This window comes from Paenibacillus sp. FW126-R14 (assembly GCF_058789495.1).
Genome location: NZ_JBYTBS010000024.1, coordinates 12,917 through 32,575, shown reverse-complemented (window position 1 = coordinate 32,575; position 19,659 = coordinate 12,917). Strand labels below are relative to the sequence as shown.

Here is a 19,659-nt window from a genome sequence, read left to right as displayed (position 1 = left end):
TCAAGAAATCAATGCAGTAAAAAGACACTGAGATTCTATCCATCAGTGTCTTTTATATTGATACTTTTCCACCAGCATCATGTTTCATCGTTGAATCGGACTAATTCACTTTAGCAATATATTTTAAAGCAACTTAATCAGCCCTTCTAGCTCATCAACCAATACTTTTGCAAGTTCAAAATTAGTATCTTTTAAAGCCAATTCTATTTTCATTTCGACCGATTTTTTATTTTGCTCAGTTTCTAAATAGTCTTTATCAAAATGACTAGCATAAATCATCTGTCTAAATTTTCGCATACTCATTTTTCTAATCGTCTTATCGTCAATGATTAAAACATAATCCATACCATTTACAACCGAATAGAAATCATGAGAAATCATGAGAATCGCACCTTTATAGTCTTCAATCGCTTTCTCCAGTGCTATTTGTGTATAGGTGTCTAAATGGCTTGTCGGCTCATCAAGAAGCAATACGTTTGCTTTACTGGCAGAAACTTTAGCCAATTGAAGCATATTTTTTTCTCCACCAGATAAAGATTCTATCTTTTGATTAACGATTTCTCCTTCAAAGCCATAGTTTGAAATATACGATCTAACTTCATCATACGTTTTAAACCCAGCATCGATGAATTCTTCTAGTATTGTATTAGAATCCTTTAGCACCTCTCCTTGATTCTGCGATAGATAAGCCACTTTAACATCAGCATTTATTTCAATTGAAGCATGATTATTTTTAAAAATATCCCGGAGTAACGTCGTTTTCCCGGTACCGTTTGGACCAATAATGGCTACTTTATCCGTAGATTTTATCTCAAAATTAACATTGTCTAAAAGCAACTCATCAAACGTAACACGATAATTTGTGACATTGACAACAATGCTGTCTTCGATTTCATTCTCAATACCGAAACTGATATTCGGTTGCTTAATTTCAACAAATGGTGCCTTAATTCTACGCGCTTCCAATCTCTCTTGAAACCTAACTCTAGCTTTTAACGCTCTACCTCTAGATGCTTCTGAATTATACGTTGCGATAGCTCTAAGATTATCAATAATGTTATCGTATCTCTCAATTTCTTCTTGTTCAGCGACTGCGATTTCTTGCAACTCAATTTTTGTCTGAAGTAATGAGAAATTATACTCAATATACCGCCCATCAAACTCTTGGATCTCCATGTTTTCAAGGTGTATAATTTTGTTGAAACAATGATTCAAGAGATATCGGTTGTGCGTAACGACTAGCAGCATTCCTTTGTGAGAATTAATAAGATTTTTAAGCGCATTTAGGTTTTCAAAGTCTAAAAATACATCTGGTTCGTCCATAATGATTAAATCTGGACTACTCAGCATTTCCTTCATCACTTGAATAAGCTTGAATTCCCCGCCACTCAAGTCGGATACCCTAAGATCTTTTAGCTTCATGAGGTTTGCTAGATTTAGTTTCTTATTAATTTTGCTTTCAAAATCTTCCCCACCGATTGAATCAAATGCGTCTAAAGCTAATTGATACTTTTCTAATAACGAATCAATATCCGATGATGTTTCCATCTCCGTACAAATAGCTGTTATTTCATTTTGTATCTTAATAAATTCTTCCCCTAAATATTCAAAAACTGTTGTTTCTTTCGTTTTATCTAGTTGTGAGAATTGACTTACATGCCCAATTTTGCAAGTCGGGTCTATTTCTAACATGCCCTCAAACAAATATCTTTCTGGATCCTTCAGTATATCGATCAGTGTACTTTTCCCACTGCCACTTGTTCCTATAAAAGCGCAATGTTGTGCCTCTTCAAGCGTAAATGAAATGTTTTTATATAGTTCTTTTTGCGGAAATGAGAAGGATAAGTTTTCAACTTTTATCATAGTATTACCTTTCTTTATAACTAAAGTAGTGACTATTATTAGATGTATTGCAAAACATTGACTTTGAGTTTACCGTTGTTAGAGTAACACTGTTTACAACCAACTTCAATCCCTTTGTATCCCATCCCTCTAACGACGAATATTCAAATAGAGTTTGACTACACAGACTACCACCCATATTCTTCTTGCGATCCCGGAGCAATTGTTTGAAATTAGCGCCGTGAGCCCTCTATTCTCAAGAGGAAAACAACCCCCAAATAGAACCATGATAATCCGAAAAATTAATATGTCCCCCTAGAAAATACCCAATTGAAATAAAAATCGCACACCAGACCAGGGCTCCCAAGCCCGAGTAGAGTATATATTTCCGTGGGTTCATGGCGCTCATCCCTGCCAGATAACAAGTCAGATGGCGGAGTCCTGGAATATAGTAGCCGACGCATATCGCCCAGGGGCCGTAACGCTCGAACCAGTTCTCTGTTTTCTCTATCCTTTTGGTCGTGAGCTTGACCCATTTTCCATACTTCGACAGCAGCGGCTTGCCGAACTTCCGCCCAAGGGCGTAGCTGCACAGCATGCCACTCATAGCCCCGAGGACGCTGATCACAAGGGATGCCGGGAAGTAAAGCAGCCCAATTGAACAAAAATAGCCAACAATCATCATGAGAATCTCATCAGGCACAGGCAAACCAATAATGCCAAGCGTAAGACATAGGAAGATGGCAATATAACCGTATTGGATAACGATATCTTGTAAGAAAGCGATAATGTTCACACTCCAGTTCTAATGATTTTGGGCAAGGAAGACTGTCATGTGCTCGCCCTTTCAGTATCTTAATGCCTCCCTTGTCAAAAAACCCAGTGTCGAATTGTCACATGACGCCTTCAAAGTGGCTGGATGTCATGGATGACGAAATGCAGCTTGTTGGTGTGACAACTCCTTTGCCATACTGGGCTCAGCCTTGTTAAGAGGCAAATCTAATGGTCAAGGAGACAATATTTATGAAGAAATGGATTCGCACAAATCGAAAGGTTCAGCTATTAACTGCACTGCTATTAACTGCTACGGTCATTACCGCATGTACGGGACCAGGGAACGCACCCAATACCCCGCAGGCTTCCGCGCCAGTTACATCAGTGAAGCCCGGCCTGGAGGGGCCGCGGGATGCCAAGGAACTGGAGGCCTTTGCAGATGGCATTTTTGCGGACACGATGAAGAAGTATAATACGGTTGGTTCTAATTTTGCGGTCGTATCGAATGGAAAAGTGCTGCTAAGCAAGGGTTACGGTTATGCCGACAGGGAAAATAAAATTCCGGTAGACAGCAGCACCGTATTCCAAATTGGTTCTGTGACGAAGCAGTTCACGGCATTGGCAGCTATGCAGCTGGTTGATAAGGGAAAGATTGATTTGCATCACGATATCCAGGAATACCTGGGAGGGATGAAGGTACCGAATACAACAGGAAAAAAACTGACGATGTACGATCTGCTTACGTATACCAGCGGCTTTGACAAACCGGATATCCTCTCGGGATCGGAACCGGACTATGTGAATCAATTCTTCCCGATGAAAGAATCTCTCGAATCGAATATGCCGACTGTTGTCAGGCCTCCGGGGGAAGCGTACACCTACGATAATTTTGGATTCACACTGGCGGGGTACGCGGTAGGGGAAGTATCGGGCATGTCATTCGCCCAGTATATGGAGGAAAATATTTTCAAGCCGTTAGGCATGAACTCGACGAATGTGCGGTTTAAACCCGAATTGCTCAGCAGAATGGCTGCCCATTATGGGCCTAAAGGCGAGCTGATTCCCCTGGAGGGATTCAAACCAACCGATAGGCCTAGCGGCGGCATGGTATCAACCGCAGATGACATGGTGAAGTACCTTATGATGCATCTGAACAATGGAACGTATGATGGCAAAGAAATTTTAAGTCCCAAGAGCATCGAGCAAATGCACACCTATCAGGTGTTCCCTGACAAAGAGTTCCCTGTCACAACCATCGGATTCGAAGGCTACTTCAAAGAGAAGATGAATGGTCAACATGTGGTTCTCAAAGGGGGAAATGTGACCGGTCATTCTTCTTTGATTGTTCTTCTGCCGGAGAAAAATACAGCATTCTACATGTCCTACAATAACGACTCCATGATGAGTCTCGACGTGTATGAGGCATTTATGAATCATTATTATCCGAGAAAAAATGAGGCTCCACAGCCATCCTACTCGCCAATCAGTGAGCAGCAGGCCAAGGACTACACAGGATTGTACCAAAACACGCGTCTTGGATCCATGAGGACCCGCGTTTCCTATTCAGACGGAAAATTGGTTATGGAGACAGGAGATCTGGGCAAGAGTACGTTGAAAATGATCCACCCTTTACTCTTTGAGGATGAATCCGGCAATAAAGTAGCCTTTCAAAAAAATGGGGCAGGCCAAATCACCTATTTCTATTACATGACGCTTCCGCACTACGTGGGTTATGCACAAAAAGTAAATATGGATGCGCCATTCACTGATGTACCGGCGGACAGCAAGTATACGTCTTATATTCACAATCTCCATGCTTTAAAGATCATGGACGGAAAGTCGGCCACCCTCTTCGATCCGGAAGGAACGTTAACTCAGGGTGAGTTCTCGGAGTTGCTGCTGCACGCCCATGGCTGGGAATCCATGCCTTATACGATTGAACCCAACAAGAAGCAGATGTTGTCTGGATTACCTAATTATCAGCCTGATTCTCCTGTCACCAGACAAATGGCGGCAGTTATGATCCAAAACCTAAGGCAAGCTCAGCCTGGAGCCAAGCTTACATTGCGTGGCGAAACGGATGCCTGGGCAGTTGAAGCCATTACAACCCTTGTATCCCAAGGCATCATGGACCCGGATACTAAGATCAATTCGGACGGCTCCATCAACTTCCGTTCCAAGCAACTGCTGAAGCGGCAGGAAGCGAGTGCCTTATTGGATCTGGCATTTGATTACTACACATTGCCAATCGGTAATCTTTAAAAATCTAAATGGCGGGTGCTCGATCATACGAAGCTGAATCACTTCGTAGGTCGGCATCCGCCACCATGATAAATAACTTGAGTATTATTCCAGAAGCCCGGCCTCCCTGGCTTTTTGCACCGCTTCCTCCCGGTTGCGGACCCCCAGCTTCATATAAGCCGATGACGCATAGTTTCGAACCGTACCATCGGATAAATACAATTTGGAAGCAATGCTTTTATATCGCAGCCCTTTCGACACAAACTGTAAAATTTCAAGCTCCCGCGGTGTTAACTCATAGGCCGATGCCACTTTGATTGGCGAAGGATCATCCCCGCTATTGTCCGCTTCCAACTGGGCAAACAATTTGTGCGACATGCCCTGATCGATCAGCGTGCCCCCGCGGTAGACGGTGCGTATCGTTTCAGCCAGCTCTAACGGCTGCATAGACTTCAATAAGTATCCATCCACCCCGCTTCGCATCGCCTCCAGAGCCTGTTTGGTATCCTCGAACGTGGTGAGAATCAGAATGCGGATGTGGGGCCACGTTTCTTTTATCGTACGGGATGCGGAGATTCCATCCACATTCGGCATTTCCAAATCCATAAGTACCAGCTGCGGCTGAACCTGCCTGCACAGCTCGATCGCTTGCTCGCCATCCTCTGCCGTCCCGACAACCTGCAAATCCTGCTGCTCCTCCAGCAGAGTCCGCAGGCTTTCACGGATAAAGGGCTGGTCATCGACGACCAACAGACGGATGACTTCATCCTTAAGCTCTGTTTGTCTGGGCAGCGTACAGGTAACGAGAGTTCCTTCTCCCGGCTCCGAATAGACGGCCACATGGCCTTGCAAATTCATCGCCCGCTCCTTCATGGCACTCAAGCCGAAGCCCTCCCTCCCATGCTCCATCCGCGACCGTTATCTTGAATTTCCAGTCTCGTCTGCTGGGGCTCGAATTGCACGGAAACCTTAATCTCTGTCGAGTTTCCATGACGCACGGCATTCGTCAACGACTCTTGCAGGCACCGATAAAGTGCTGTCTTCGCTTGCTTCGTTACAGGGTATTCCTCCCCGTAGGCATGGAAACGAACCGTCACCTTGGCATGCTCCTGAAACTCCTCCGCCAGCTTTCTCAAAGACTGAAGAAGCGGGAGCGCCTCATGCGGCGATTCGATTTGATGCACGTAGCTTCTGACCTCCTCCATATTTTGGCGGGCCAAGTTCAATAGGGAGTCGAGCCTTTCCGTTCCTGTATCCGTTGCCAACTCAGGACGCAGCGTTTCCAATCCCATAATGAGCGAAGTGTAGGCAAGACCGACGGTATCATGAAGCTCTTTGGACAGTCGGCTCCGCTCTTCGGCAAGCGTGATGCGCTCGATTTGGGAGAGGTACTGCTCCAGCACCGCATTTTGCTCACGTATAATTTCGCCTTGACGATGATTGAGCACGAGTAAATGGAAGGAAAATCCGAAGACATACGCCATCCCGATGTGAACGGCCATGACCCAGTATTCACTCTGCTCTGCAAGCAGCTTGATTATGCCGGGCAGGAGCAATATGGATACAGGCCCTGACCAGAGATAGGACCTTTGCGCGCTATGGGCAGCAATTAAAAAGGCATATAGCAGGAATGAGAAATAAGCTTGGGGAAAAAATGAAGCCAGATACAAGCACAACCCACCCGAGATCACGATTTCGGCAAACAGGTAGTATTTATAATCGAGCTGCAAGCAAAGCCATGGAACAGAAAAAGCAATCAGCTGCCACAGCACAAGGATCACAATCGGCAGCGTGAAATATTCTTGCAGCTTTATGCTCGTAAACACGAGAGAAATGCTGCATATCAGGCGGATTATGAACATGAGCCAGTCGTACCAGTACCATCGCTTGACCATATCGAACAAAACCATCAACCCCTAAGACCTTCAGTATGACATTACATAACTAGTATAGAGTAAACTGCTTTAGAGTAAACTTCCATCCAACGACCTACGAGGCCAAGCCGGGCATGAGTCTACCGGTTCACGTGCTTGATCATCAGACGCGTGTAGCCGCCTATCAATCGCGCCAAGCGGCCCGTAAGCCTGTAGCTCACCATCATCAATACGACCCCAGCGGCCGACACCATCACGGCTTTGGCAACCGTATCTATCGACGCACCCATAATGGAAAGGTTGATAAACCGATAAAGGAACGGGACCACAATCAATACAAGCGGCGCCGCGTAGAGCAAGGCCGCACTAATCAGACTTAAAATCCCTATCGGAAATTTCAACAGCAGCCAGCCAATTGCGATCCAGTTGCTTAGGTTAAGCAGTTCCTTTTTCGCTTGAAGCCAGTTGGACACATCAGGGTTGACGGATTTTACGCAAGGCTCGGTGGTAACGTCCGTATAGATCTTGGTCTGTACTCGTTCAAATTGCAAGAAGGCGGTCGTCGTCCGCAAAACGTGAGTCAGGAGAGGAACGCCCGCGACGGTGAACGAAAGGCTCAAGCCCAATGTAAGAGCGATCAGGTAAAAGCTGAAGTAAAACAATCCAGTGACGAAAGTAAGCAGCAGGAAATAGCCGTTTTGAACAAAGCTGACGACGGTTCTGGCCATCAAAGAGCCCACATCCTTTCCAAGTAGTAGATGTATTCTACGGATCTTGATGTCAATTCCGCCAGTGTCATAATGTCATGTGACAGAAAATCAGCGGAGCTGCAGCCGTTATATTTTCGATTGCTCAACTGGAATTCGCCGAATTGTCATTAAAGCTGATGCCTCACCGATTTATTTCCATTTTCCTCTTTATGAGTCTGATTTCATGGTATAGTTATAATTATTAAATGCTGCACATCATTTCTACAACATAATCGCTATTGGGTCTCAAAAGAACCTATTCAATGGAGGAATGCCCGATGTCCAATGACAAGGAAGCCAAAGACTTTCAGCTTGAAGAGTTAGAGAAGCCGTTGACCGAGCTGGAAATGAAAGAAACGACTGGGGGTGGAACGCCTAGCGCAACTCAACAACCCACCGGTCTCTACGTAGATGTCCCTCAAGGCACAATTATAGTAACGAATCAAGGCGGTCAAACTAACTTTCAAGCGGGTCAGTTCGGCTATATCGGTAGTACTCAACAACCACCCGTAGTCGTCCCGAATAATCCAGGCATACAATTCACCCCGCCACCTGCATTTAACACATCAACACCACCTGCAGGTGGTCCAAAGAAGCCGTGATTTGTTTATTCAGTCAATCCCGATAACATTGCAAGTAGATAATTACAACTAAGCTGTTTGTTAAAAAGGAAAACCTAATCGTTGTTAGGTTTTCCTTTTTCATCGTAAAGAAGGGAATGAAGATATGGATGCTCTAGAACATTGGGCGCTTAGTGTAAATGGAACGGAATGGAGTCTCCGTGACATGTTAAAGCTAGCCTCTATGGAGAGTGAGTTTACCGCCGTCGAGAAAAGCATTCGAAGAACCGTCACGCTGGAATATGCCGCACGGAACCATATAACGATCAATGAACAGGAATGGAAAGCCGCAGCCAATGAAATGCGGCAGCAATTGGGGTTATACAGCGTAGCTGAAACCTCGGCATGGCTTAGTGCGCGCGGGTTAGTGACGGCGGATTTATTCGAGACGGCCAAAGCTCGTCTTCTGACGGAGAAGGTGAAGCGTTTCATCTCGGAAGATCGTATTGACGCTTATTTTCTAACCAACAAACTTTCCTTCGATAGAGCGTGTGTTTCCCAATTAGTGACCGGAAGCAAGGAACAGGCACAAGAGCTGCTTTTTCAGATGGAAGAGGGCGAATCATTCTACAAGCTTGCGCAAACTTATTGTTTGCAGAGCAACAGCAGATACGACGGCGGGTACGTTGGTTGGGCCGGCCGACATGAATTGAGCGGGGAAGAAGAGGCTTTTGTTTTCGGAGCGGAAGCCGGCCAGACAGGTGGCCCCTTTCCTGTAGGTTCTTTCTACCGGCTGTTGCACGTGTGGGAAGTAGCTCCGGCTGTCTTAAACGAAGAAGTTCGGATAAAGCTTGCCGATGCGATATTCGAAGAATGGCTGAACGCAGCAGTACAAGAAGCGAGCATCGATATTAGGCTCTGGCGCGGTTTGGCAGGTGAGCCGTTAAGATGACGGATCGGGTGAGCGCGGGCATACTCAATTTACATCTGATCGCTATGGATTCTATCCCTATTTTTCATGTGCTGTCACCACAGGAAAAAGAAGAAGTATTCGCGGCTTTTCACCAGGTTTCTTACCAAATGGGAGATACGATTATTCAGGCCGGGGAACAGGGGGATTCGTTCAACCTTATCCTATCGGGCAAAGTTCGGATAATTGGCAAGGATCAAGGCGGCAAGGATCTTAATTTCGGAATCATGGAAACCGGCGAGCATTTCGGTCAGGAAGCGCTGCTGAAAGAGGATGTCCAAGAACATACGCTAAGGGCATCGACGAAATTGGAATTACTGCGGCTGTCCAAAATAACTTTCATGCAAGTCATCGACACGCACCCGGAATTGCGGGTATATTTGCTCGAGCAATTAGCCGACGATGCGATGCGTACTTTTTTGAAACGGACAGCGCTATTAGCTCCGCTCAATCATCAAGAACTGCGCTCGCTTTTAGATATTATGGTCATGAAGGAATACTCGTCCGGCCAAGCGATCGTCAGCGAGGGGGAGGTTGGCGACGCTTTCTATATTCTTCGTACCGGCACGGCTTCCGTGTGGAAGGTAAGCGAAGGAAACCGAAAGCTGAACACGATGAAGGCGGGAGAGTTCTTCGGGGAACTGGCGCTGTTAACCGGTGATCCTCGCAAGGCCAGTGTCGTCGCCGACGAAGCGCTTACCGTATTCCGTTTGACCAAGGATGATTTCGATAAGTTGATTTTACGCTTTCCGAAAGTCAGAGAAACGATAATCGGTATCGCTTCCGCTTATTTACGCCCTACGGGTGATCCCAGGAATAAGGAAGAGAACGTGATTCGCGAGGCTAGCGCTTCATCCACCGATGAAGGCCATGCAGAAAAAAACGAGCAGGACAGCCGAACGCGATTCGGCGGACAAAAGGTTTGGCGCTTATGGAATCGGTTCCCGGTGCTTATTCAACAAAGCGAGCTGGACTGTGGACCCACCTGCTTATCAATGATTTCCAGGCACTATGGCAAGCGGTTGAGCATTCACAGGCTACGGGAGCTTTCGCAAGTCGGCTTGGAAGGAAGTACACTGTTCAACCTCCACAAAACCGCGGAGGCAATCGGTTTCCAAGCGAAGGCCGTGCGAACAAGCTTGAAAGGATTGGCGGAGCAGCCGCTGCCGGCGATTGCTCACTGGAAGGGCAACCATTACGTCGTGGTCGTTAAAGTCGACGACAGCTCCGTGACCGTGGCCGACCCGAGCATCGGTCTGCTCACTTATTCGCACGAAGATTTTCTGAAGGGATGGACGTTTTACGCGGTATTCATGCAGCCGACGGATGCGTTCTTCGCCCAAGAGGAATCGAAGCCTTCGTTCGGCCGCTATTGGACGTTCTTCGCCCGCCACAAGCAGGCGTTGATCCATCTTGTCTGGATGACCTTGTTGTTGCAGGTTATCAACTTGTCGCTTCCGCTCTTCACGCAACGGGTAATCGACCAGGTGCTTATCGGGGGAAATTATAATGACCTGAACGACATGCTGATCGTTATGCTAGGCGTTTCCTTGCTTACAATGCTCGTTCAATCGATCAGGGAATGGGTCATTGCCCATACGTTCGTTAAAATAGATATTGAAATGATCATGAGCTTTTATCAACATGTGTTTCGCTTGCCGATGCGCTACTTCGCCACGCGGAGAGTAGGAGATATTTTGACGCGCGCCGGAGAAAATCAAGTCATCCGTCACTTTCTCGTATCGAATAGCATGAGCGCGGTGTTGAACGTCATTACGATTGTCGTGTACATGGTCATTATGTTCACTTATAGCGTTACGTTAGCATGGATTGCGCTGACCTTCATTCCATGCTTCATCGCGCTTACGCTGATTGTTACGCCGCTTATGAAACGCAACAGCAGAAAGCAGTTCCAAGCCAATGTAGAGTTGCAGAACGCGCTTGTGGAAACAATCAGCTCCATGCGTACCGTGAAAGCTCTCGCCGCCGAAGACGAGGTAAGAAAAAAAGTAGAGGGCAATTTCCGTCATTCGACTTTCGTGCAAATGAAGGGATGGAAGCTTGGCCTCTATTCCGGCTCGGTTGCTACGGTGCTGCAAACGTTAAGCAGCGTAACCGTGCTGTATGCGGGAGCGGAATTAATCATCGGACATAAGCTTACCGTAGGGGAACTGATGGCATTTAGCGCGGTGTATGCGCTTGTTACAAACTCGGCGCTTGGCTTAATCGGCATGTGGGACGAGTTTCAAGGCGTGCGGATAGCCTTGGAACGGCTTGACGATGTGTTCGAATCAGAAGTGGAGGAAGTCGATCCGACTCGTTTGACGACTCTGCCGAAGTTACAAGGAACGATCGAATTCGAACGCGTCTCGTTTCGTTATGATTCCGAAGGCAAAAACGTGTTGCAGAACATTTCCTTTGACGTTGCTCCGGGCCAGACGATTGCGGTCGTCGGTCGAAGCGGTTCAGGGAAATCGACACTGGCGAACCTGCTGCTTAAGCTATATGCCCCTAGCAGCGGATCGGTTCGCGTCGATGGTTTCGACCTGAAACGCGTACATGCCGCCTCGCTCCGCAAACAGATAGGAGTCGTTCAGCAAGAAGCAGGACTGTTCAGTGGAACCATTCGCGAGAATATCGCTTATCAAATTCCCGATGCTTCGATGGATGAGGTAATGTCCGCTTCCATGCTTGCGGGAGCTCACGAATTCATTATGACTCTGCCGAACGGTTACGATACGCAAGTCGGGGAGCGCGGCGCAAGCATGTCCGGCGGGCAGCGCCAGCGTATCGCCATCGCGCGCGCTCTGATTAGCAACCCGCGCATTTTGATTTTCGACGAAGCGACGAGCGCGCTGGACAACGAATCCGAGAAAACGATTCAGCGGAATATGAGCACGATATTGAAGGACCGAACAACCCTCATTATCGCTCACCGACTGAGTACGATCCGACATGCCGACCGAATCCTTGTGCTGGATCAAGGGGTTATCGCGGAGTCGGGCACTCATGAGCAGTTATTGGCTTCTAAGGGGATTTATCATATGTTAGCTAGTCAGCCTTTGGAATAGTCGACTCGATGGACTTCACCATTTCAGGCTATTTTCCAATCCCTTCAAGGCTTCACACCAAAAAGGTTCGTCCTACTTATGGTAAGGTTCAGCTTAACTGGTCTATCGGCGAAAAATGCGATAAGACCTACCGCGGCTTGGTTTTTATAGATACCAAGCCTTTCTATTGTACGTTTAGAATTCATCCTCATTTTCCATCACTACTGACAGTCTTCGATTTAAGAATACTCCATCTATTAATCCTTGCCTGTACATAATTTCAATGGCTAGTGCCAATTGAGCTTGTTCTTTCTCTTCATAAGAAAAAATGGTTGGGTGTCGGTCTATTGGAACACACTTAAAAATCTCTTTTAATAAGGATTGAAGTTCTTTAGATAATTCCTGATATCCCTCATCTTGCTTCAGAACGTTATTCCCAATTTCGTCTGTTCTCATAGCGATAAAATCATACAAATAAGTTCTAAGACTCTTTATCAAATTCAACACTTCCCCTCAAAAAAAGTGACATCAAAGTGAATTCTTAATTATAAATATTGTAAGGTGAAATAACTTAGGTGTCAATGTGAACGTATATCCACCCTTTTCATATTGGTATAATATTGACATCACTTTGAAGGGGTATTGATTATTATGGCCACAAATAAACGGGTCTTTACCTTACGGTTAGAAGAAGAAAATTTTGAGAAAATCAAAATGATTGCGGATAAAAACAAACGCTCCATTGCCATGCAAATTGAGTATCTTATCGAGCAGCACATCGCTGAATTTGAACACAAGAATGGGATTATTGAAATTGAAAAGTAATATTAAGTACTGCAAACAATACGGGATGCAGTGAAGGATCACTGATGCTAAATTAGTTGACTTGGAAATAAAATCTCCTTGAGTATTGTATGCATGACTGCATTATACTCAAGGCGAAATCATTTGTGGTATTTTCTCAGAATAACAAATAATGCGAAATTTAGTTTCATAGTGTACTTTTAAACGTAGAACGCGCCATCAAATTAGATCGCGCGTTCTACTTATTTATGTGCTCTTAACCCTCCGTGCTATCTTTAAATGCAAGTTTTAAGGCCATCCTTCGACGGGATGGCCTATTCTTTAGCTACTAAAAACTGTTGCCGTCACTTATGATACGGTTCAGCTTAACGGATCTATCGGCGAAATTTTTAATTGTTCTTCTAAAGCGCACAATATTGCTATTTCAAAGCCTCGTTAAATGCGCGTTCGATTCGGTTCGCATCTTGCGAAACCGCGAAGAGAATGAAAGGTCCTTCCTGCTTCAAGACATGCTTCTCGACCAGATAATACTCTTCAGGGCGATAATCCTGAAATTTGACTATTTGTGCCTGTATCCTTTGCTGTATTTTGTCCATAATGCCTTTGGTATCGCCATCCTTGGTTTTAATGACAACCAGCTCATCCGCCTTGACATTAGACAAAGCTGTGAACAGCACAAAATCCGCTACATCCCCTTTCTCAATATGGTATAACTTGTTGAACTTCTCTATATCTCCTTGCTCCATCGTCGTGCTCAAGTTCACTTTTTGCTGAATTTGCCTTCCTACTTCGGTGGCAGTCAGCGAAGCGGAAGGCTCGCTGCGGTCGTTACAACCGGTCAATATGCCCAGTGTTGCCCACAGTGATAGCAGTAGAAAGATCCCTCGCCGTTTCATGGCATTCACCTCGTTAAGTTAAGAATGGATGGATCTTCGAAAAAAGTATTCATGTTGTACAGGATGAGCATGTCTCCGATTCGGCGCTCTTGGACAAGCTTCGCGAGCGATTCGTCGTAGTACCGGAGATCGACGACATCGATCTCGCCAAAGTGCTTCGTCAGAAAGGGAATCAGGCTATTTGCGTACGAATCCTTGACCACGAGCAGCCTCTTGTCCGCTGGACCGTCGGTCGTGATCCGAATCAGGGCATGATTGCCGTTCAGAAATACCGCGTATTTGTCCTTCTTGCTCAAGTTCTCCGGCGCGTACAATGAATTCGTCGTGTGGCCTTCGTCCACGTACTCAACCGCAATCTTGCCTTCTTCCATAGGCACATAAAGGTCGATCTGATCCGGTTCGATATGGCGAAAGCCGCTTTTAGAATAAAGCGAACCGTAAAACTGGTCGGTTACCTCGCGGATGTCAAACGTATCCTCAGCTTGCGGGAATAGTCCCATCTGCCGGCATAGCTCCAGATACGCGTCATATGCCCCTTTCGTCGTCCAATGATGGTCGGTTTTGTAGAAAATGGACTGTCCCCGATCTTTATCAAGTACAGGATAAACATCGACGAAATGAATATCTTCCGGCAAGGATTCGCTAATGCGGTCCAGGTCGGCCCGCTCGTCACCGACCGGAGCGTATGCTGGTAGCTTGTCCGCAAGTAACGCGGCGGCGGTCGGTGCCAGGAGCACATACTTGCGAAGCTCGGGCGTAGCTTCGTCGAATGCTTTGATCGCCTGGACTCTGTCCTTCAGCTCCGCAGCAGTCGGCGAAGTATAGTCCTCGATCAGATACCCGTTCTTGCTCAAGTAAACGCCATGACTTTCCTTCTTGCCAAAAGTCCGATCCGTGTCGGTCTTCACCCCTACCCAAGCATCCCGGAAGACGAACTGGTCGGACATATAGCTCTCGTAGTCGGAAGCGAACGTTTTCGACAATAGCGAATTCAGCGAGAAGTTTGGGAACTGCTCCAGAACCCTGTTCTCGGATTCGGAGAACGGTTTGTCGGGCATCAGCAGGTTCGCCATAGCTAATACTCCGACGAAAAGCAACAGGATTAGGCCCGATAGGGATCTGCGCTCGCGATCGTAATTGGTCACGACGAATCATCTCCCTTCAAAATCGAAAATACAAAAATGGATTATACGTCTCATCGACCAGGTAAGCTGACGACAACGCCAGGGCGACGATATAGAAGACCGGGAAGGCAATCGCGCCGGCCGCTTGCCATCGTCCCTTCAGCAACAAAGCGATCTGACGCGGAAGCGGCGTCGCAAAGAGTGTCGATAGCACGAGCAGGACGCCGTTCGATGTCAGGTCATAGAACGCCTGACGATCCGCCCAGCCGTGTGCGTCCAAGCCGAACAACACTTTAATAAACGTCCAAGCCGAAGCCAGATGATCGAATTCGAACAGCACCCATCCAACCATAATGATGAGAAGCGTATATAGATGCTCTGCCGGTCGCGGCCAACGCTCCAGCCATTTCAGCAGAAACAGCTTCTCAAGTGTAACGAAGAGCCCGAAATACAGACCCCAGACAATAAAGTTCCAACTTGCTCCATGCCACAGCCCTGTGAGGAACCAGACGACGAGCAGGTTCCGAAGTTGCTTACCGATTCCCTTCCGATTGCCGCCGAGCGGAATGTAGACATATTCCCGGAACCAGGAACCGAGAGAAATGTGCCATCTACGCCAAAACTCCGTCACGCTTCGGGAAGTGTACGGGTATCGGAAGTTTTCCGGCAACTCGAACCCGAACATTTTGCCGAGTCCCCGCGCCATATCCGAATAACCGCTAAAATCGAAATAAATTTGGAACGTGAACGCCACAATGCCGAGCCAAGCGGACAGCACAGTCATTTCCCCCACTTGCGCCACCTTTACACTGGTCCACAGCATGCCGATATTGTTGGCGAGCAGCACCTTCTTGGCCAGTCCTCTTATGAACCATTCCGCGCCTTCGCCGAATCGCTCCAGCGTCACCTTTCGGGAAGCGAGCTGCCGGGCGACATCTTTGTATTTGACGATTGGGCCTGCAACTAGCTGCGGAAACATGGCCACATAGGTGCCGAAGGCAACGAAGTTTCGCTGCGCCTCAATTTTGCCAAGGTAGACATCGACCACGTACGATAGCGAGTGGAAGGTGTAGAAGGAAATGCCAACCGGCAGCGGAAGATCGGCAGCGTGCAAGTGCAAGCCGAGCAAGCTGTTTATACTGTCCACGGCAAAGCCGGCATATTTAAAAAAGCACAGAATGCTCAAATTGCCCGAGATCGCCCCGATGAAGATCGCCCGGGCGACCGCCTTTCGCTGCCTGAACCTGTTGATTAGCAGCCCATTTGCGTAATCGAAGACCGTTGAGAAAATCATGACAAGAATGTACGACGGTTCACCCCAGGCGTAAAAGAAGAGGCTAACGGCGAATAGAACGACGTTCCGAAGCTTCTTCGGTGACACATAGTACAGAAGCAATGCGGCAGGCAAAAATTGAAACAGAAAGAGCAGGCTGCTAAAGACCAATGCCAGTCTCCTCCCACGCAGTATTATACGCCATGGTTTAGTCCAACTGGTCCTTAAGGAAATCCAGCAATATCAGATAAAACGCCTTTTGGAAATGAATACCGTCCGTGTCGTACAAATCGTAATGCTCGTTCACGAGCGATGTCAGATCCACGTATTCGACGTGCTCCTTGGCGGCGAGTGACTTAAGCGCCTCGTTGTAAGTGCCGAGATTGCCGTATCGAGGCTCCGCCTTATAAGCTTCGAGCGTCACAGGAGTGACTGATAGCAGCGTAATTTTCGCCTTCGGCAGCTTCGCCTTGATTTCGTCAATCAATTGGGTGTAGTGCGCGATGGAGTATTGCTGCGGATCGTCCGTCGGCCACAGAATATCGTCCGACCCCAGTTGGATGAACACATGCTCAGGTGCTCGGCTGATCAGATCGTTAACGTTGTCCTTTAAAGCGAATTCTGCTGTATTCCCTGCTCCAGCGAGCACATTTTCCTTATTCAGCACATCGTGATAAGATAATCCTTCCGTAATCGAATCCCCAAGAAAGACGCTTGTCCGATATAGCGTTTTATACGGAGACGATTTCGAAGTGGCCGCGTTAGCCCCGGTGCTCTCCTGTGCTTGAGTTGAGGTAGCCGAGGATTGACCTACTTCACTCTGATTTCCGCACGCTGCGACTGACAAAGCGACAGCCCCAATCAACAACATTCCCTGCATTTTTTTCAACATCGTAATTCCCCTTTTCCCTTTCGATTTGGTCCAGGTAAGATTACTAGTCGGATATAAAGATCGGGCGCAGAGGAGTTGCAGATCGAATAAAAAAGCGCAGAACGAATCGTTCTACGCTTTTTTGCTCAATATAAAATGGAACAGGACGCCATCCTCGGTATTCTCCGCTCCGAAAGACGCGCGATGCAGCTCCAAAATTTGTTTGGATATTGCAAGGCCCAACCCGGTGCCGCCGGTCAACCGATGGCGGGAACCCTCGACGCGGTAAAAGCGCTCCCATATTTTATCCAACTGATCAATTGGGATATGGGTGCCTTTGTTCTCGATGTCTACTCTGACGATGGATTGCTCCTCGACGATCGTCACGAAGACGTTCTCGCCTTCCGGCGTGTAGCGAATCGCATTCGTTAGAAAGTTTACGACGACCTGTTCGATGCGCAGCTGGTTGGCCACGACTTCGATCGGAACGAAGCGGCGGTACAGTTGCAACCGCTTCCCGGCAAATTCCATATCGAGCTTCTCACAGACTCGCTCGAGAAGAATATCAAGACGGAACGCAGTCACTTCCATTTGATAGGTGCCGGATTCAAATTTGGCAAGCTCCAGCATATCCGAAATCAGTAAATTCATCTTTTTGACTTCGTCTTCCATTGATGTGAAGTAATAGTTCCGTTTCTGGCTGTCTGGCTTGTCTCTCAAAATGTAAAGGCAGCTCTCGATAACGCTAAGCGGGGTTTTCAATTCGTGAGATACGCCAGCGATAAACTCTTTTCGTGTATGCTCGAGTCGCTTCTCCTTCTCAATATCTTGCTCAAGTCGGACGATGTGGTTATGCAGCATTCCTGAAAGCTCGTTAATGTTGCGGGACAAACTGCCGATCTCGTCTTCGGTCGATACCGGAATTCGTGCTGAAAAATCAAGATCCGCCATCTTCTGCGTTACCCTGTTCATCTGGAGCAGCGGCCGTGCGATTCGACGGGAAAAGTAAAAGGAGACCAGCAGGACCAGCAACAGAGTGCCCCCGATGATGTAGCCGTAATAATGTCGCATTACCCCCACAGCTTCGTTCACCGGCTGAAGCGATGTCATGGCGAAGAGGTACATGGCATCTCCCTTAGCGTTCGTGATCGGCTTGACGAAGATCTTATAAGGGACCCCGTTTTCTTCGTAATCGCGGACCGTTTCAGCTTGCCCGTCATAATCTCCATAAAGCAGATCCGCCTGGAACGCTTTCACTCGTTCCAAAAACAAATGATTCGAATACCTCGATTCTTCCGCCCCTGCAGGCATCCGAAGCTGCGTCACAGTACCGTAAGCCAGAACGCTCGGGTAATGCTCGTGGTATTCAATTGGATTGTCGAACCTCGGGACGACCTCGTATTCTTTGTTAGTAAGCGGCCCATTTTCCAGGTGGTTTTCCTCTCGCAAGTTAGCGGCGTTCCTTCCGATTCGCTGCGGATACAGATTTCCCTTGATCAGGACACCTTCGATGGCAATACGCGATCCCGTCTTGATAAACGAATCGTATCTCAGCGGGTTATCCGTACTTAGGTCCTCGACATTCATGACTGTGTATAATGGAACAGAGATCGACTGTCCGGATAAGGCTGAAGCGTTGTCAACCTTCTCGAGGTGCACTTCAATCTCGAAGTCGTCCGTATCTTGCAGGTTGCCGACAGCGTCCATCGCGGTAATCCAAGCGTTGTATTTTTGATAAAATTGCTGCTCGATTCGATACGCATCTCGTGCATCGCTGGCATTGGTCAAAGCTTCCGATGGAGCAGATACAAAGGCAGACCGGACATCCTTTACCTTCTGATATTCATAAAACTTCTTGAAAAACACCGTTTGTCCAACAAATATCCCCGCAATGACAACAATGCTTAGCCCTGCTGTCACTAAAAACAGCTTGAAGACGATACGATTCCTCACGGTCGTTCCTCGAACTTGTAGCCCGAACGAACGACGGTGACGATCCGACTCGCATATTCACCTAGCTTGAAACGCAGATTACGGATATGGCTGCTAAGCGTGCGATCGTCTCCATCGAAATCGTAACCCCATATTTTCATGATGAGTTGTTCCCTATTCATGATGATGCCTTTGTTCTTCAACAGATAGGCCAAAATCTCGAATTCCGTATGCGTCAGGCTGCAAGGCTGACCGTCTATCGTAACGGAGCGCGATGGAAGATGAATCGTAATTCCACCTCCGGTTAGCGCGTCTCCTGTCTCACGGAATTGCCGATTTTCAAGCAGCCGCTTCGTACGCGCCAGCAAGATAGGAGGGCTGCACGGCTTGACGACATAATCGTCAGCACCCAATTCGAAGCCCATTAGCGTGTCGTCCTCATCCGACCGGGACGTCAGCATCAGAATCGGAACGTTCGACGTCTTTCGGACCCGTCGACAGACGGACCAACCGTCCAATTTCGGAAGCATAATATCAAGAATGATTAAATCAACTTCATGCTCTTGAAACAACGCCAGCGCCTCGTTCCCATCGGTTGCTTCAAGAACACGGTAGCCTTCATCCGACAAATATTCGGATATAATTTCCCGAAGCACTTGCTGATCTTCCACGATCAAGATCGTTTTCTTCATGTTGCCC

The 19,659-nt window shown here is 47.3% G+C and carries 15 protein-coding genes and 1 pseudogene; 5 read left to right on the top strand and 11 right to left on the bottom strand.

Features of this window, described 5'->3' with window-relative positions; translation table 11 throughout:
• Positions 1-123 precede the first annotated feature (123 nt).
• Positions 124-1,863 (bottom strand): ABC-F family ATP-binding cassette domain-containing protein, encoded by a 1,740-nt coding sequence (locus AC3WRW_RS16625; RefSeq protein ID WP_492547417.1) that lies wholly within the window; start codon positions 1,861-1,863, stop codon positions 124-126.
• A 235-nt stretch (positions 1,864-2,098) separates the two neighbouring features.
• On the bottom strand, positions 2,099-2,629 hold the full coding sequence (locus tag AC3WRW_RS16620) for a DedA family protein (protein ID WP_492547476.1): 531 nt from the start codon (positions 2,627-2,629) through the stop codon (positions 2,099-2,101).
• A gap of 236 nt (positions 2,630-2,865) precedes the next feature.
• On the opposite strand from AC3WRW_RS16620, the gene AC3WRW_RS16615 reads away from it, so the two are divergent.
• Positions 2,866-4,878: a serine hydrolase domain-containing protein gene (locus tag AC3WRW_RS16615; protein ID WP_492547416.1), complete on the top strand. Its 2,013-nt coding sequence runs from the start codon at positions 2,866-2,868 to the stop codon at positions 4,876-4,878.
• An 84-nt stretch (positions 4,879-4,962) separates the two neighbouring features.
• Here the strand turns inward: AC3WRW_RS16615 and AC3WRW_RS16610 are convergent.
• Together AC3WRW_RS16610 and AC3WRW_RS16605 are read right to left on the bottom strand one after the other, a co-directional pair.
• Positions 4,963-6,761 (bottom strand): annotated as a pseudogene (locus tag AC3WRW_RS16610) (response regulator).
• A 110-nt stretch (positions 6,762-6,871) separates the two neighbouring features.
• Positions 6,872-7,459, bottom strand: coding sequence for a sensor domain-containing protein (locus AC3WRW_RS16605; RefSeq protein WP_492547475.1), 588 nt, complete (start codon positions 7,457-7,459; stop codon positions 6,872-6,874).
• A gap of 299 nt (positions 7,460-7,758) precedes the next feature.
• Between AC3WRW_RS16605 and AC3WRW_RS16600 the strand changes: the two genes are divergently transcribed.
• The 3 genes from AC3WRW_RS16600 (at position 7,759) to AC3WRW_RS16590 (ending at position 12,081) form a co-directional block, all read left to right on the top strand.
• Positions 7,759-8,082: a hypothetical protein gene (locus AC3WRW_RS16600; protein ID WP_492547415.1), complete on the top strand. Its 324-nt coding sequence runs from the start codon at positions 7,759-7,761 to the stop codon at positions 8,080-8,082.
• Positions 8,083-8,266: 184 nt separating this feature from the next.
• Positions 8,267-8,992, top strand: coding sequence for a peptidylprolyl isomerase (locus tag AC3WRW_RS16595; RefSeq protein ID WP_492547414.1), 726 nt, complete (start codon positions 8,267-8,269; stop codon positions 8,990-8,992).
• Positions 8,989-12,081: a peptidase domain-containing ABC transporter gene (locus AC3WRW_RS16590; RefSeq protein ID WP_492547413.1), complete on the top strand. Its 3,093-nt coding sequence runs from the start codon at positions 8,989-8,991 to the stop codon at positions 12,079-12,081. The genes AC3WRW_RS16595 and AC3WRW_RS16590 overlap by 4 nt, the downstream gene beginning before the upstream one ends.
• Before the next feature lie 174 nt (positions 12,082-12,255).
• On the opposite strand, the gene AC3WRW_RS16585 is transcribed toward AC3WRW_RS16590, so the two are convergent.
• Positions 12,256-12,516, bottom strand: coding sequence for a hypothetical protein (locus AC3WRW_RS16585; protein WP_492547412.1), 261 nt, complete (start codon positions 12,514-12,516; stop codon positions 12,256-12,258).
• Between the two features lie 195 nt (positions 12,517-12,711).
• On the opposite strand from AC3WRW_RS16585, the gene AC3WRW_RS16580 reads away from it, so the two are divergent.
• A complete protein-coding gene (locus AC3WRW_RS16580; protein WP_492547411.1) occupies positions 12,712-12,885 on the top strand; it encodes an Arc family DNA-binding protein in 174 nt (57 codons plus the stop codon).
• A gap of 398 nt (positions 12,886-13,283) precedes the next feature.
• On the opposite strand, the gene AC3WRW_RS16575 is transcribed toward AC3WRW_RS16580, so the two are convergent.
• From AC3WRW_RS16575 to AC3WRW_RS16550, 6 genes are all read right to left on the bottom strand, one after another.
• Positions 13,284-13,760: a DUF4358 domain-containing protein gene (locus AC3WRW_RS16575; RefSeq protein WP_492547410.1), complete on the bottom strand. Its 477-nt coding sequence runs from the start codon at positions 13,758-13,760 to the stop codon at positions 13,284-13,286.
• Between the two features lie 5 nt (positions 13,761-13,765).
• Entirely contained in the window at positions 13,766-14,905 is a 1,140-nt protein-coding gene (locus AC3WRW_RS16570) for a DHHW family protein (RefSeq protein ID WP_492547409.1), read from the bottom strand.
• A 16-nt stretch (positions 14,906-14,921) separates the two neighbouring features.
• Entirely contained in the window at positions 14,922-16,328 is a 1,407-nt protein-coding gene (locus tag AC3WRW_RS16565) for an MBOAT family O-acyltransferase (protein ID WP_492547408.1), read from the bottom strand.
• A 37-nt stretch (positions 16,329-16,365) separates the two neighbouring features.
• Positions 16,366-17,049, bottom strand: a complete 684-nt coding sequence (locus AC3WRW_RS16560; protein WP_492547407.1) for a GDSL-type esterase/lipase family protein — start codon at positions 17,047-17,049, stop codon at positions 16,366-16,368.
• A gap of 111 nt (positions 17,050-17,160) precedes the next feature.
• A complete protein-coding gene (locus AC3WRW_RS16555) occupies positions 17,161-18,981 on the bottom strand; it encodes a sensor histidine kinase (protein WP_492547406.1) in 1,821 nt (606 codons plus the stop codon).
• Entirely contained in the window at positions 18,978-19,652 is a 675-nt protein-coding gene (locus tag AC3WRW_RS16550; protein WP_492547405.1) for a response regulator transcription factor, read from the bottom strand. The genes AC3WRW_RS16555 and AC3WRW_RS16550 overlap by 4 nt, the downstream gene beginning before the upstream one ends.
• Between the last annotated feature and the right edge of the window lie 7 nt (positions 19,653-19,659).

Bases quoted from the DNA above. Each gene is read 5' to 3' on its own strand.
- AC3WRW_RS16595 (WP_492547414.1), top strand. From the start codon at position 8,267: ATGTTAAAGCTAGCCTCTATGGAGAGTGAGTTTACCGCCGTCGAGAAA.
- AC3WRW_RS16625 (WP_492547417.1), bottom strand. From the start codon at position 1,863: ATGATAAAAGTTGAAAACTTATCCTTCTCATTTCCGCAAAAAGAACTA.
- AC3WRW_RS16605 (WP_492547475.1), bottom strand. From the start codon at position 7,459: ATGGCCAGAACCGTCGTCAGCTTTGTTCAAAACGGCTATTTCCTGCTG.
- AC3WRW_RS16550 (WP_492547405.1), bottom strand. From the start codon at position 19,652: ATGAAGAAAACGATCTTGATCGTGGAAGATCAGCAAGTGCTTCGGGAA.
- AC3WRW_RS16580 (WP_492547411.1), top strand. From the start codon at position 12,712: ATGGCCACAAATAAACGGGTCTTTACCTTACGGTTAGAAGAAGAAAAT.
- AC3WRW_RS16585 (WP_492547412.1), bottom strand. From the start codon at position 12,516: ATGAGAACAGACGAAATTGGGAATAACGTTCTGAAGCAAGATGAGGGA.
- AC3WRW_RS16575 (WP_492547410.1), bottom strand. From the start codon at position 13,760: ATGAAACGGCGAGGGATCTTTCTACTGCTATCACTGTGGGCAACACTG.
- AC3WRW_RS16590 (WP_492547413.1), top strand. From the start codon at position 8,989: ATGACGGATCGGGTGAGCGCGGGCATACTCAATTTACATCTGATCGCT.
- AC3WRW_RS16600 (WP_492547415.1), top strand. From the start codon at position 7,759: ATGTCCAATGACAAGGAAGCCAAAGACTTTCAGCTTGAAGAGTTAGAG.
- AC3WRW_RS16615 (WP_492547416.1), top strand. From the start codon at position 2,866: ATGAAGAAATGGATTCGCACAAATCGAAAGGTTCAGCTATTAACTGCA.
- AC3WRW_RS16560 (WP_492547407.1), bottom strand. From the start codon at position 17,049: ATGTTGAAAAAAATGCAGGGAATGTTGTTGATTGGGGCTGTCGCTTTG.